Source organism: Streptomyces sp. NBC_00210, from assembly GCF_045160975.1.
Lineage (GTDB): Bacteria > Actinomycetota > Actinomycetes > Streptomycetales > Streptomycetaceae > Streptomyces.
Genome location: NZ_CP108120.1, coordinates 5,945,586 through 5,957,020 on the forward strand (window position 1 = coordinate 5,945,586; position 11,435 = coordinate 5,957,020).

The window sequence follows — 11,435 nt, forward strand, 5'->3', positions numbered from 1 at the left end:
GTGTGAGGGGCAGCGGTTCGGTTTGCCCCACCCCACAGCTCCGTACTGGCACGATCGAGCGCCGGGCGGCCACGCGGAAGCCTTACGTGCATGGACACCACACAGCGGAAACCGCTCGTCGCGAACCGGACCCGCGTGATCCTCCGTGCCCCCTTCACCGCGGACACCTGGAAGCGGGTCGGATACATCGCGCTCGCCCTCCCGGTCGGCATCCTGTGCGTCCCGATCGCTCTCGTGGGCGGCCCGGCCGGGCGCATACAGCGCGTGCTCGCCGAGCGCCTGCTCGGGGTGGACGCCGACGGGCCGGAGCGTACCGGACCACTCGCCCTGGCGCACGCGTTGATCAGCCTGCCGATCAACCTTGTCGCGCTGACCGTCACCTTCTACTTCTGGACCGTGGTGGCGATCAACCTCGGCTTCCCGCTGCGTCCCGACAACGACCCCACCCAGTCCTGGGGAGGCCCCACCCTGGCCGGGGCCTGGGCCGTGCACGCCGTCGGCGGCGGCGTGCCCTTCCTGTTCCTCACGCCCTGGGTCGGCAAGGGATTCACGAAGCTGCAGGCGCGGCTGGTCACGGGCTTCCTCGGCAGGGACCGCGGCGGGCTGCCGAGGAGTGTCGGGATAGCGACGGCCGTCGCCGCGGTGTGCGCCGTCCTTTCCGTACCCGTGATCCACCAGCTCTAGGTTGGCGCCATGCAGTCTCGCCCCGCGCAGTGTCGCCCCGCGCAGCCTCGCCCCATGCAGTCTCGCCCCGTGCAGCCTCGCGCCCTGCTCCTACTGCGCACCGCCGGATACGCCGTCCTCGCCCTGCCGCTCGCCCTGGTGACCATGCCCCTGGTGCTGGCGGGGCTGCTGGTGGGCGGGGTGCTCTCGGTGACGGCGGCCGGTCCGTGGCTGATCGCCCTGACCGTGCGCGGGGCGCTGGCCGTCGGCGGGCTCCAGCGGGCTCTGGCCCGCGCCCTGCTCGGCCTCGGCATCGAGCCGCCGGTGCGGCGCGAGGAGCCCGGCGCCTTCGGCTGGCGGCGGGCGGTGCTGGGGGACCGGGCCGGCTGGCGGGCAGTGGGCTGCGCGCTGGCGGCCCCGTTGACCGCACTCCTGCCCTTCGCCGCGGTGGTCGTCGCCTATGTGTACGGGGTGCTGTTCGTGCTGCATCCGCTCCTCAAGCGCTGGAACTACACGACGGTGCGCGAGCCGGACGGTTCCGTACGGCATGTGACGCTCGAGTTCTGGGGCGTCCAGATGGACTCCTGGCCGCGCTGGCTCGTCGTCGTGGCGGCCGGAGTGCTGCTGCTGTGCATAGCCCCCTGGCTGCTGCGTCACGCCCTCGTGCCGCACCGGCTGCTGCTGGCCGCGCTGCTCGGCCAGGACCCGGCGGAGCGCCGTATCCGCACGCTGGAGGAGACCCGGGCGCTGGCCGTCGAGGACGCGGCGGCGACCCTGCGCCGCATCGAGCGGGATCTGCACGACGGCACACAGGTCCGGCTCGTCGGACTCGGTATACATCTCACGATGATCGGCGAACTGATCGCGGCGGACGCGGACCGGGAGCGGGTGCTTGCCGTGGTCGAGACGGCCCGTACGAACGCCACCCAGGCGGTGGCCGACCTGCGCCATCTGGTGCGCGGTATCCATCCGCCCGTACTCGACCAGGGCCTGGACACGGCGCTGGAGACGCTCACGGCGGACGTGCCGCTGCCGGTGTCGCTCACGGCGGACATGCGCGAACGCCCCTCTCCCGCCCTGGAGTCCATCGCCTACTTCTGTGCTGCAGAGCTCCTTGCGAACGTCGTCAAGCACGCACACGCCATCCGGGCCGCCGTCGACGTGTCGGGCGCGAACGGCGAACTGCGCCTGTCCGTACGGGACAACGGCCGCGGCGGGGCGGCGATCGGCGCGGGCAGTGGACTGACCGGGCTGCTCGCCCGGATCCGAACCGTCGACGGGGTACTGACCTGCGACAGCCCGGCGGGAGGCCCTACCGTGGTGAGCGTTCTGCTCCCGTACCACTGAAACCGACTGAGGACTCATTCCATGCGCGTGGTCATCGCCGAGGACTCCGCGCTGCTGCGCGACGGCCTGGTCCAGCTCCTCGCCCTGCGCGGCGTGGAGGTGGCGGCGGCGGTCGGCGACGCGGCATCCCTGCTCGCGGCGGTCGCCGAACACCGGCCGGACGCCGCCGTGATCGACATCCGGCTGCCCCCGGGCCACACGGACGAGGGCCTGCGCGCGGCCGTCGAGATCCGCTCCACCTGGCCCGGCGTCGGAGTGCTGATCTTCTCCCAGTACGTGGAGACGCGGTACGCGACCCAGCTGCTCGGCGACGGCGGCGCGGGGGTGGGCTATCTGCTGAAGGAACGGGTCGTGGACATCGGCGAGTTCGTGGCGGCACTGGAACGGGTCGCATCGGGCGGCACCGCGCTGGACCCCGAGGTGGTCGCCCGGCTCTTCGGCGCCACCCGCAGGGCCTCGGCCCTCGACGCGCTGACCCCGAGGGAGCGTGAGGTGCTGGGACTGATGGCCGAGGGCCGTACGAACCAGTCGATCGCCGAGAGCTTCGTGGTCTCGGAACGGGCGGTGGAGAAGCACATCGCGAACATCTTCGCCAAGCTCGGCCTCGTGCCGGGGGAGCCGGGCCACCGCCGCGTCCTGGCGGTGCTGCGGTACTTGGACGCGAGGTCCTGAGCCGAGGGGTCCTGCTGTGTTCGCCGTCCGAACTGTCGGGTAATGTTGCTGTCTCCAGCAGCACACGTTCCAGGAGGTGAGACCCATTACCGCTGTAGCAGGCCGGGTGCTCTCATCTCACGGCTGCGCGGCTCACTGAGCCGGCTGACCGGGAGAGCGCCCTTCGGTGTCCCGAAAGGCTCTCGTGTCAGTTTCTCCTTCTCCCTCATCCCTTTCTCAGTCCGCCATCGTCACCAGGCTGCGCGCCGCCGGCTGTGTTTTCGCCGAGGACGAGGCGCAGTTGCTCATTTCCACGGCACGGACCCCGGACGACCTCGCGGCCATGGTGGACCGGCGCATCGCCGGGCTGCCCCTCGAACACGTCCTCGGCTGGGCCGAGTTCTGCGGTCTGCGGGTGGCCGTGGACCCCGGCGTCTTCGTACCCCGCCGCCGCACCGAGTTCCTTGTCGGACAGGCCACCGCCCTCGCCGGGCCGGGAGCCGTTGTGGTCGATCTGTGCTGCGGGTCGGGCGCGTTGGGCGCCGCACTGGTCGCCGGGCTCGACGGCGGAGAGCTGCACGCCTCCGACATCGACCCCGCAGCGGTGCGCTGCGCCCGGCGCAATGTCGTCGCCGCCGGTGGGCGGGTGTACGAGGGCGATCTCTACGCACCGTTGCCGGCCGGCCTGCGGGGCCGCGTCGACGTCCTGCTGGCCAATGTCCCCTACGTGCCGACCGAGGAGATCGAACTGCTGCCCGCGGAGGCGCGCGTGCACGAGGCTCTGGTGGCGCTCGACGGCGGCGCGGACGGGCTCGACGTGCTGCGCCGGGTGACGGCCGAGGCCTCGCGGTGGCTGGCTCCGGGCGGCTGCCTGCTCTTCGAGACGAGCGAGCGCCAGGCGCCGCGGGCCGTCGAGACCGTCGCCCGCGGCGGTCTGGTCCCGCGCGTGGCCACTTCCGACGAGCTGTACGCCACCGTCGTCATCGGAACCAGGCCACTTCCGACCTGGCCCGCCGCCACAAGCTCAGACGTCGCTCAACTCTTCAGGGATTGATGGACGCCACACCCATCACGTTCGTAGGGTCGCGAGCGTGCCCGACATATCGCTGACCGCGCTTGTCTTCCTCTGCCTCGCCGCCGCGGCGGCGGGCTGGATCGACGCGGTGGTGGGCGGCGGCGGGCTGCTGCTCCTGCCGGCCATGCTCCTCGGCCTGCCGCATGTGCAGGCCGCGCAGATCCTCGGCACCAACAAGGCGGTCGCCATCGTCGGCACCTCGGGCGCGGCGATCACCTATGTGCGCAAGGCGCCGGTGCAGGTGAAGACAGCGGTACGGATCGGGCTCGCCGCGCTCGCGGGCTCGATGGGCGGCGCGTTCTTCGCGGCCGGGATCAGCAGTGACGTACTGCGGCCCGTGATCATGGTGGTACTGCTCGGCGTCGCCGCCTTTGTGATGCTGCGCCCGGCCTTCGGCACCGCGACGGACGCCGACCGGCGCAGCGTCGGCCGGGCCAGGACGGCGGTCGCGATCGTGCTCGTGGGCGGCGGGATCGGCTTCTACGACGGGCTGTTCGGGCCCGGCACCGGCACGTTCCTGGTGCTCGCGCTCACCGCCGTACTCCACCTCGACCTGGTGACCGCATCCGCCACCGCCAAGATCGTCAACGTCTGCACCAACGGTGGGGCGCTGGCGATGTTCGCCTATCAGGGCACGGTGATGTGGCAACTGGCCGGTCTGATGGCGTTGTTCAATCTGGCGGGCGGGATGTTCGGGGCGCGGATGGCGCTCAGGAAGGGCAGCGAGTTCGTCCGCGGGGTGCTGCTCGTCGTCGTGTTCTCGCTGGTTGCGAAGCTCGCGTTCGACCAGTGGACGGCGTAGCCACGTCGGCGCGGGCCGCTTGGCCAGAGGACGCTGATCGCTCCCGGGGCCGGTTCCGCATGAATCACGCCGCGCACAGCGAGAACGACTGCGTGCACTATGCCTGCCGCACCCCGATGAGATGCCCGTACGCCACCACATTGCCGCGGTAGCCGGTCTTCCGCGTGAATCCGCCCCCGCAGGTGATCACCCGCAGCTCGGCCCGGTCCCTGGACCCGTACACCTTTTCGTCCGGGAAGTCGTCGGCCTCGTACACCTCGATGGCGTCGATGGTGAACACGGCGGTGCGGCCGTCCTTGCGGGTCACCTCGATCCGGTGCCCCTTCTTCAGCGCGCCGAGGCTGTAAAAGACGGCAGGACCCTTCGCGTTGTCGACGTGTCCGGCGACGATCGCCGTGCCCTTCGCCCCCGGGGCAGTGCCGTCGCGGTACCAGCCCACGAGGTTGCGGACGCCGGCCGGCGGCACCTCCAGGCTGCCGTCCTCGCGCAGGCCCAGTCGTGCGACCGGGGCGTCGACCCTGATCTCGGGTATGCGCAGCCGTACGGGTGCGGACGGCGGCAGTGGGTCGGCAGCCGCGTCGGTGTGGATCCTGGGGCCGGCCGCGAACGCCTCGGCGGCGGACGGAACGGGCGGGGTGACATTCTCCGAGCCGCTGTGAACCAGCCACAGGCCGGCGCAGACGGCGACGGCTATGCCCCAGCCCTTGCCCCTGCCGCTCATCGGTCCTCCGGAATCTCGCCCGCTCCCGTCAGATCGCGAAGACCTGACGGGAGCGGGGACACGGCGGTACGAGGGACGGTGGCAACCGGCCCGTCAGCTGTCCTGCGCGCCGCTCGCCCGACGGCGCAGGAGCAGCGTCCCGCCGACGGCGGCCGTGGCCAGTACGGCCACACCCGCCGCGATCTTGGTGGTGTCGGGGCTCACGCTGCCGCCGACGCCGGTGTTCACATGGCCGCTGGGCTGCTGGCTGTGGTGCCGCACGACCAGGTCGCCGGTGGCATGCCGGCCGTTGTTGCACTTCACCCCGATGGCGTAGGTCCCCGCCTGGGCGTGGTCGGGAACCCTGAACTGGCCGCCCAGGGCCTCCTTGTGGCTCGCCGGTTTCAACTGGAACTCATCGACGCCGAGGGCACCCGCGTCACCGACGCCATGGCCGCCCGTGCCGCAGATCGTGATGTTGATGTTCACGATGATGACGGTGCCCGGCGTGGCGGTCGACGGGAAGATCTCCAGCGAGTCGATGTCCGCCGCGTACACCCCGTGGGCACCGATCCCTATGGTGGCGAGCGCCAGCGCGGTGCCGGTGAGCAGGCGGGCGGTGGTGCGCATGGTGTTCCTCCGGGGAAGCGCGGAGGTGCGACGGGCGTCGTCCTCCTCACCTTGGTAAAGCGCAGCCCATGGCCCACGCCTGCTGATGGACAATCAGATTTCCCGGCCTGGCTCGGTGTGTCGCGCTGGACGTGGGGCGTCGTCGCAGGTCATCGAGGGTGATGGGGAATCAGGTGACCTCTTGGGTCCCTGGCGCGCCGAATGGGTGACGGCACGTCGCTGAACGGCTATGGCAACTGATGTTCGTTCACTCCGGGATGGCGTCCTCGGCGGGCTGGGCAGTGAACCCGTTTGTGTCGAGGTCGAAGTCGAACGGTGCGGGTACGTGCAGCGGCTTGCCGAAGGAGACCGTCGTGCGGGACCGGTAGCCCTGCGGCGAAGGGTCCCAGAATGCGGTGATCTCCTCGGCCTGCATGTCGAGGATCAGGTAAACCGGCACGTGGCGGCCGTACGCGTCGAGCTTGTCCTGCCAGTCGGCGTCGATGGTGGAGACTGACGTCAGCTCGGCGACGAGGGAGAGAGCCTCGCCGTCGGCGTGCCTGCCGTCGGCGTCGAATGCCGCTTCGTCGGCGACGTGAAGATCCGGTCCAAACGCGCGCTCGGACTGGGCGAAACTGAAAAGGAAGGGCGCCACATCAGCGTCGTGGCCCTCGGGCGCATGGGCTTCAAGTTGCTGGCGGAGTAACCTCATGGGCTTCTTGTAGCGAAGCTTGGACCACGGCGACACGACAATCTTCCCCCGGATGAGCTCGGCCTTGTAGCCGTCAGGTGTGTCCAGTTCCTCCACGATCCGGAGCAGACTCTCGAAGTCTCCGGAAGGCTGGGCGTCTATCGACGTCGGCCGTTCCATCATGGTCGTCACGGTAGTCCCTCCCCGCTGCCGCATGCAGGCTGTGCTCGCAGGTCCACCGTAGAGCCGCGCCACCGGGCGCGACCCGGCTTCGGCGGACGCTCGCCCGTTCGAGTTAACTCAACGTGATTCCCCGCTTTCCCGCTCCCGGGACCGACGACCAGAAGGAGCCTGTCAGTGGCCGAGGCGCTAACCGCATTGACCGTGTCCACCACGACCGACAGCGCCGACACGGCGCAGCAGCTCGCGCGCGGTGCGGTGGAGGCGAGGCTGGCCGCGTGCGCGCAGATCTCCGCGCCCGTCACGTCCGTCTACCGCTGGAAGAACGCGATCGAGACGACGGAGGAGTGGCAGGTTCTCTTCAAGACGACCGAGGCCTGCTATCCGGCGCTCGAAGCGCAGCTGATCGCGGCGCACAACTACGACACCCCGGAGATCATCGCGACGCCGGTGGTGCGAGGCAGCGGGGCGTATCTGGCGTGGATCGGCGCGGAGACCGTTGCGCCGTGAGCGGGTCCGGACCTCGGGAAGCGCTGCCGTTCTTCGTCTACGGCACGCTGCGCCCCGGCGAGTGCAACCACGACTTGTTCCTGCACGGCCGCACGGCGAAGGAGGAGCCCGCGGTGCTCGCGGACGCGGTGCTGTACGACGGGCCGGGCTATCCGTACGCCCTTCTCGAACCCGGCGGCGGCACGGTCGTGGGCGAGGTGGTGACGGCGGCGCCGGGGGAGTACGGGGAGCTGCTGGCCCTGCTCGATCGGCTGGAGGAGTACGTGGCACCGGGACACCCGCGCAATCTGTACGAACGGGTGGCGCGTGAAGTCCAGCGCCCGGACGGCACGGCGATACGGGCGTGGGTGTACGTCGCCGCGCCGGTCGTGGCCCGTGAGCTGCGGGCGAAGGGCGCGCGGATCCAAAGCGGCGACTGGCGCGGCTGAACGTGGGCGCTGAGCGCTTCGCGCCGGGCTAGGGCTGCTGCTCCACGCGCTCCACGCGGACCGCGCACACCTTGAACTCGGGCATCCGCGAGGTCGGGTCGAGCGCGGGATTCGTCACCGAGTTGACCCGGCCCTCGCCAGGCCAGTGGAACGGCATGAACACGGTGTCCGGCCGTATCCCGGCAGTGATCCGCGCCGGCCCGACGGCCCGGCCGCGCCGCGACACCACGGCGAGGGGTTCACCCTCGAGGGCCCCGAGCCGCTCGGCGAGCATCGGATGCAACTCGACGAACGGCCCGGGCGCGGCGGCATTGAGCTCGTCGACACGCCGGGTCTGTGCCCCGGACTGATACTGCGAGACGACCCGACCGGTGGTGAGCAGCACGGGATAAGCCTCGTCGGTCTCCTCGGCGGCGGCTCGATGCGCGACCGCGATGAACCGGGCGCGCCCGTCGGGTGTGGCAAACCGCTCGAGAAAGAGCCGGGGCGTTCCGGGGTGGGGCGCGCGCCCTGCGGGGCCGTCGGGCCCGGCGGCGATGCCCGGCAGGGCCGCGGGTGCCTGTCCGGCGCCCGTCGTCGCCGGTTCGGCGAGCGGGGGTCCCTCATGGCCCAGGGCCGTCGGCTCCGCGCTCCCGGGCCCGTCGGGCTCAGCGGTGGTCTCCGGGCAGGGCCAGAACACCCCGTTCTCCGCCGCGATCCTCCCGTACGTGATGCCGGAGTAGTCCGCCGGGCCTCCGGCCGACGCCCGCCGGAGTTCGTCGAAGACCTCCTCCGGGTCCGACGGAAAACCCTTCTCATGGCCCAGCAGGCTCGCGAGGCCGCCGAGGACCTCCAGGTCGCTCCGTACTCCCGGCGGCGGCGACACCGCACGCAGGCGCAGCAGGACCCGGCCCTCCAGGTTGGTCGTCGTGCCCGTCTCCTCCGCCCACTGGGTGACCGGCAGAACCACGTCCGCCAGCGCCGCCGTCTCCGACAGGACCACGTCCGCCACCGCCAGGAAGTCCAGCGAACGCAGCCGCTCCTCCACATGCCCGGCGTGCGGCGCGGAGACCACCGGGTTCGAGCCCATCAGCAGCAGGGACCGGACGTCGCCGCCCAGCGCGTCGAGAAGTTCGTACGCGCTGCGGCCCGGGCCCGGCAGTGTCTCGGGCTCCACGCCCCACACCCGGGCGACATGCGCCCGCGCCGCCGGGTCGTCCAGCTTGCGGTAGCCCGGCAACTGGTCCGCCTTCTGGCCGTGTTCGCGGCCGCCCTGGCCGTTGCCCTGGCCGGTCAGGCAGCCGTAGCCGGACAGTGGCCGCCCCGCCCGCCCCGTCGCCAGGCAGAGGTTGATCCACGCGCTCACCGTGTCCGTGCCCTTGGACTGCTGCTCGGGCCCGCGCGCCGTGAGCACCATCCCCGAGTCCGCCTCGCAGAACAGCCGTACCGCCTCGCGCAGTTGGGGCACTCCCACGCCCGTGAGGCGTTCGACCAGCTCAGGCCAGTGCGCCATCACCGCCGCCCTGGCCTCCCCCCAGCCGCTCGTACGGTCCTGGATGAACGCCTCGTCCGTACGCCCCTCGGCCACCACCACATGCAGCAGTCCCAGCGCGAGCGCCAGGTCCGTCCCCGGCCGGGGCGCCAGATGCAGGTCGGCCTGTTCCGCGGTCCGCGTCCGCCGCGGGTCGACGACGATCAGCTTGCCGCCGTTCTCCCGCAGCTCGGTCAGATAGCGCAGCGCGGGCGGCATCGTCTCGGCGAGGTTCGACCCGACCAGGATCACGCACCCCGCGCGCGGAATGTCCTCCAGCGGGAACGGCAGCCCGCGGTCGAGACCGAACGCCCGCTGATGCGCGGCCGCCGCCGACGACATGCAAAAACGCCCGTTGTAGTCGATCTGCGAGGTGCCGAGCACGACCCGCGCGAACTTTCCGAGCGCGTACGCCTTCTCATTGGTGAGCCCCCCGCCCCCGAAGACGCCGACGGCGTCGGGACCGTACACGGTCCTCGTACGCTGCAGCCCGGCCGCGATCGTCTCCAGGGCCTCCTCCCAGGTGGCCGGCTCGAGCCTGCCTGTGGCGTGGCGACGGACCAGGGGCTCGGTCAGGCGCACCCGGGAGGAGAGCAGTGCGGGCGCGGTACGGCCCTTGCCGCACAGCGCGCCCCGGTTCACCGGGAAGTCCGCACGCTCCACGACCTCAACCGCATCGGCGCCCCCGCGCAGGCTCATGCCGCACTGCAGGGCGCAGTAGGGACAGTGGGTCGGGGTGGCCGTCGGGGCGGCGGGGGTGGCGGGTGCGAGGTCGGGCATACAGCCAGGTTGAAACGCCCGTGTTACGCGGACGGGTGCGCCGGATTACGGTCCGGGTACGCCCATCTCCACCCGCACCCCGCTGTCCCGTGAGGCCGCATCCCCGCGAGGACGCATCAGGCGCGGCGGCCGAGCAGGGCCAGCAGCCTCGCCTGGTGGCTGTCCGCCGGCGGCGGCTCGATGGGCGCCGCGAACAGCCCGGACTTCGACAGCTCGGCCGCGTACGGCGTGACCTCCTCGAGCGCAAAGCCGACCAGTGCGTCCGGCAGTCGCTCCGGCGCGCCGATCGCCCGGGACAGGTCCCAGCCGTGCACGACCGCGTCCGTGATCATCTGTGCGCAGTACGCGACGGCCGGGGCCTCCCCGTACGAGAGGCGCACGGTCTGCTCCAGGGCGCCGGGCGCCGCGAAGGCCCTGCGGGCGGCGCGCGCGGCGGTGTCCCAGGCGGCCCGCGGGTTGTCGCCGAGCACATCGCCCTCGTACGCTTCGCCCACTTCCTCCGTGCTCAACCCGTCGGTCACCAGGTCGGGCACCCATAGCTGTTCCGCGGTGAGATGGTTGACGAGATCGCGTACGGACCACTCGGTGCAGGGCGTGGAGTCGTCCCACTGATCGGCCCGTACGGAGTGCACGCGGTCGGTGAAGAGCGCGAGCGATTCGGCGTGGAGGCTGAGCAGGGTTGCTACGTCTTTTTCCATACAGCTCACTGTCGCGCGCGACGGATCGCGAAGCGAGTCTGTGGCCGCGAGCCGCCGACGCGTGTCACCTTCGGGTCACCTTGCCGCCGCGGCCAGCGCTTCCTGCACGCCGGGCTCCTTCGCACCCAGGAACCGCGGATCCGGGGTGAAGGCGGCGTCCAGTGCCGCCTTGCCCGCCGCGAACACCTCGCGCGTCCCGCCGTAGTACCAGGTCACGTCGTGAGGCTCGGCAACCCCGACGCCGTACGACTCGACGCCGGCCGCCTGGCAGAGCGCGACGGCCCGCCGGATGTGGAAGTCCTGGGTCACCAGGACCGCGCGGTCGACCCCGAAGATCTTCTTGACGCGTACACAGGAGTCCCAGGTGTCGAACCCCGCGTAGTCGCTGACGATCTGCTTGTCCGGCACGCCGCGGGCGGTGAGGTACGTGCGCATGGCGTCCGGCTCGTCGTACTCCACGCGACTGTTGTCGCCGGTGACCAGCACGACCTTGACCTTGCCCGCCCGGTACAGCTCGGCCGCCGCGTCCAGCCGGTGCGCGAGGTAGGGCGTGGGGCGGCCCTTCCACAGACCGGCCCCGAAGACGACGGCGACATCCCGCGCGGGCACCTCGGCGACGGTGCGCACCCGGCTGTCGGCGACGGCGTGCATCCAGGTCGCCGGCGCCAGCGCGAATACGCACGCGAGCATCACCGTCTGGGCGAGGCGCCGCTGTGCGCGCCGGGTACGGGGCAACTTCGGCAGGCGCGGCCGCGGCACGCCAAACGTGAGTCTTGGTCGCTTCACACCTG

13 protein-coding genes are annotated in these 11,435 nt (G+C 71.4%); 7 read left to right on the forward strand and 6 right to left on the reverse strand.

Features of this window, described 5'->3' with window-relative positions; all coding sequences use genetic code 11:
- Positions 1–90 precede the first annotated feature (90 nt).
- The 5 genes from OG729_RS26825 to OG729_RS26845 all read left to right on the forward strand — a co-directional run bounded on the left by OG729_RS26825 (position 91) and on the right by OG729_RS26845 (position 4,538).
- Positions 91–684, forward strand: coding sequence for a hypothetical protein (locus OG729_RS26825; protein ID WP_405808376.1), 594 nt, complete (start codon positions 91–93; stop codon positions 682–684).
- A gap of 54 nt (positions 685–738) precedes the next feature.
- Positions 739–2,010 carry a sensor histidine kinase gene (locus tag OG729_RS26830; RefSeq protein ID WP_405808377.1) on the forward strand — a complete coding sequence of 424 codons (1,272 nt, stop codon included), beginning with the start codon at positions 739–741 and terminating at the stop codon, positions 2,008–2,010.
- A 21-nt stretch (positions 2,011–2,031) separates the two neighbouring features.
- On the forward strand, positions 2,032–2,682 hold the full coding sequence (locus OG729_RS26835) for a response regulator transcription factor (protein ID WP_360879784.1): 651 nt from the start codon (positions 2,032–2,034) through the stop codon (positions 2,680–2,682).
- Positions 2,683–2,848: 166 nt separating this feature from the next.
- A complete protein-coding gene (locus OG729_RS26840) occupies positions 2,849–3,715 on the forward strand; it encodes a putative protein N(5)-glutamine methyltransferase (RefSeq protein WP_405808378.1) in 867 nt (288 codons plus the stop codon).
- 37 nt (positions 3,716–3,752) lie between these two features.
- A complete protein-coding gene (locus OG729_RS26845) occupies positions 3,753–4,538 on the forward strand; it encodes a sulfite exporter TauE/SafE family protein (RefSeq protein WP_405808379.1) in 786 nt (261 codons plus the stop codon).
- A gap of 97 nt (positions 4,539–4,635) precedes the next feature.
- Here OG729_RS26845 and OG729_RS26850 read toward each other — a convergent pair whose 3' ends face one another.
- From OG729_RS26850 to OG729_RS26860, 3 genes are all read right to left on the reverse strand, one after another.
- Positions 4,636–5,259: a class F sortase gene (locus tag OG729_RS26850; protein WP_360879775.1), complete on the reverse strand. Its 624-nt coding sequence runs from the start codon at positions 5,257–5,259 to the stop codon at positions 4,636–4,638.
- 93 nt (positions 5,260–5,352) lie between these two features.
- A complete protein-coding gene (locus OG729_RS26855; protein WP_405808380.1) occupies positions 5,353–5,868 on the reverse strand; it encodes a hypothetical protein in 516 nt (171 codons plus the stop codon).
- Positions 5,869–6,115: 247 nt separating this feature from the next.
- A complete protein-coding gene (locus OG729_RS26860; protein ID WP_405808381.1) occupies positions 6,116–6,721 on the reverse strand; it encodes a Uma2 family endonuclease in 606 nt (201 codons plus the stop codon).
- Positions 6,722–6,895: 174 nt separating this feature from the next.
- Here OG729_RS26860 and cutA point away from each other — a divergent pair, with 174 nt between their 5' ends.
- On the forward strand, positions 6,896–7,228 hold the full coding sequence (cutA, locus tag OG729_RS26865) for a divalent-cation tolerance protein CutA (protein ID WP_405808382.1): 333 nt from the start codon (positions 6,896–6,898) through the stop codon (positions 7,226–7,228).
- The gene (locus tag OG729_RS26870) at positions 7,225–7,656 is read left to right on the forward strand and encodes a gamma-glutamylcyclotransferase family protein (RefSeq protein ID WP_405808383.1); all 432 of its coding nucleotides are present in this window, start codon (positions 7,225–7,227) and stop codon (positions 7,654–7,656) included. The genes cutA and OG729_RS26870 overlap by 4 nt, the downstream gene beginning before the upstream one ends.
- Positions 7,657–7,684: 28 nt before the next feature.
- On the opposite strand, the gene OG729_RS26875 is transcribed toward OG729_RS26870, so the two are convergent.
- The 3 genes from OG729_RS26875 to OG729_RS26885 all read right to left on the reverse strand — a co-directional run bounded on the left by OG729_RS26875 (position 7,685) and on the right by OG729_RS26885 (position 11,430).
- A complete protein-coding gene (locus OG729_RS26875) occupies positions 7,685–9,946 on the reverse strand; it encodes a molybdopterin oxidoreductase family protein (protein WP_405808384.1) in 2,262 nt (753 codons plus the stop codon).
- 116 nt (positions 9,947–10,062) lie between these two features.
- The gene (locus tag OG729_RS26880) at positions 10,063–10,644 is read right to left on the reverse strand and encodes a TIGR03086 family metal-binding protein (RefSeq protein ID WP_405808385.1); all 582 of its coding nucleotides are present in this window, start codon (positions 10,642–10,644) and stop codon (positions 10,063–10,065) included.
- 75 nt (positions 10,645–10,719) lie between these two features.
- Positions 10,720–11,430 carry a vancomycin high temperature exclusion protein gene (locus OG729_RS26885; RefSeq protein ID WP_405808386.1) on the reverse strand — a complete coding sequence of 237 codons (711 nt, stop codon included), beginning with the start codon at positions 11,428–11,430 and terminating at the stop codon, positions 10,720–10,722.
- Positions 11,431–11,435: the final 5 nt, after the last annotated feature.

What these genes read in the sequence shown, in the direction of transcription:
- OG729_RS26825 (WP_405808376.1), top strand. Translation starts at nt 91, where the DNA reads ATGGACACCACACAGCGGAAACCGCTCGTCGCGAACCGGACCCGCGTG.
- OG729_RS26830 (WP_405808377.1), top strand. Translation starts at nt 739, where the DNA reads ATGCAGTCTCGCCCCGTGCAGCCTCGCGCCCTGCTCCTACTGCGCACC.
- OG729_RS26835 (WP_360879784.1), top strand. Translation starts at nt 2,032, where the DNA reads ATGCGCGTGGTCATCGCCGAGGACTCCGCGCTGCTGCGCGACGGCCTG.
- OG729_RS26850 (WP_360879775.1), bottom strand. Translation starts at nt 5,259, where the DNA reads ATGAGCGGCAGGGGCAAGGGCTGGGGCATAGCCGTCGCCGTCTGCGCC.
- OG729_RS26855 (WP_405808380.1), bottom strand. Translation starts at nt 5,868, where the DNA reads ATGCGCACCACCGCCCGCCTGCTCACCGGCACCGCGCTGGCGCTCGCC.
- OG729_RS26860 (WP_405808381.1), bottom strand. Translation starts at nt 6,721, where the DNA reads ATGATGGAACGGCCGACGTCGATAGACGCCCAGCCTTCCGGAGACTTC.
- OG729_RS26875 (WP_405808384.1), bottom strand. Translation starts at nt 9,946, where the DNA reads ATGCCCGACCTCGCACCCGCCACCCCCGCCGCCCCGACGGCCACCCCG.
- OG729_RS26880 (WP_405808385.1), bottom strand. Translation starts at nt 10,644, where the DNA reads ATGGAAAAAGACGTAGCAACCCTGCTCAGCCTCCACGCCGAATCGCTC.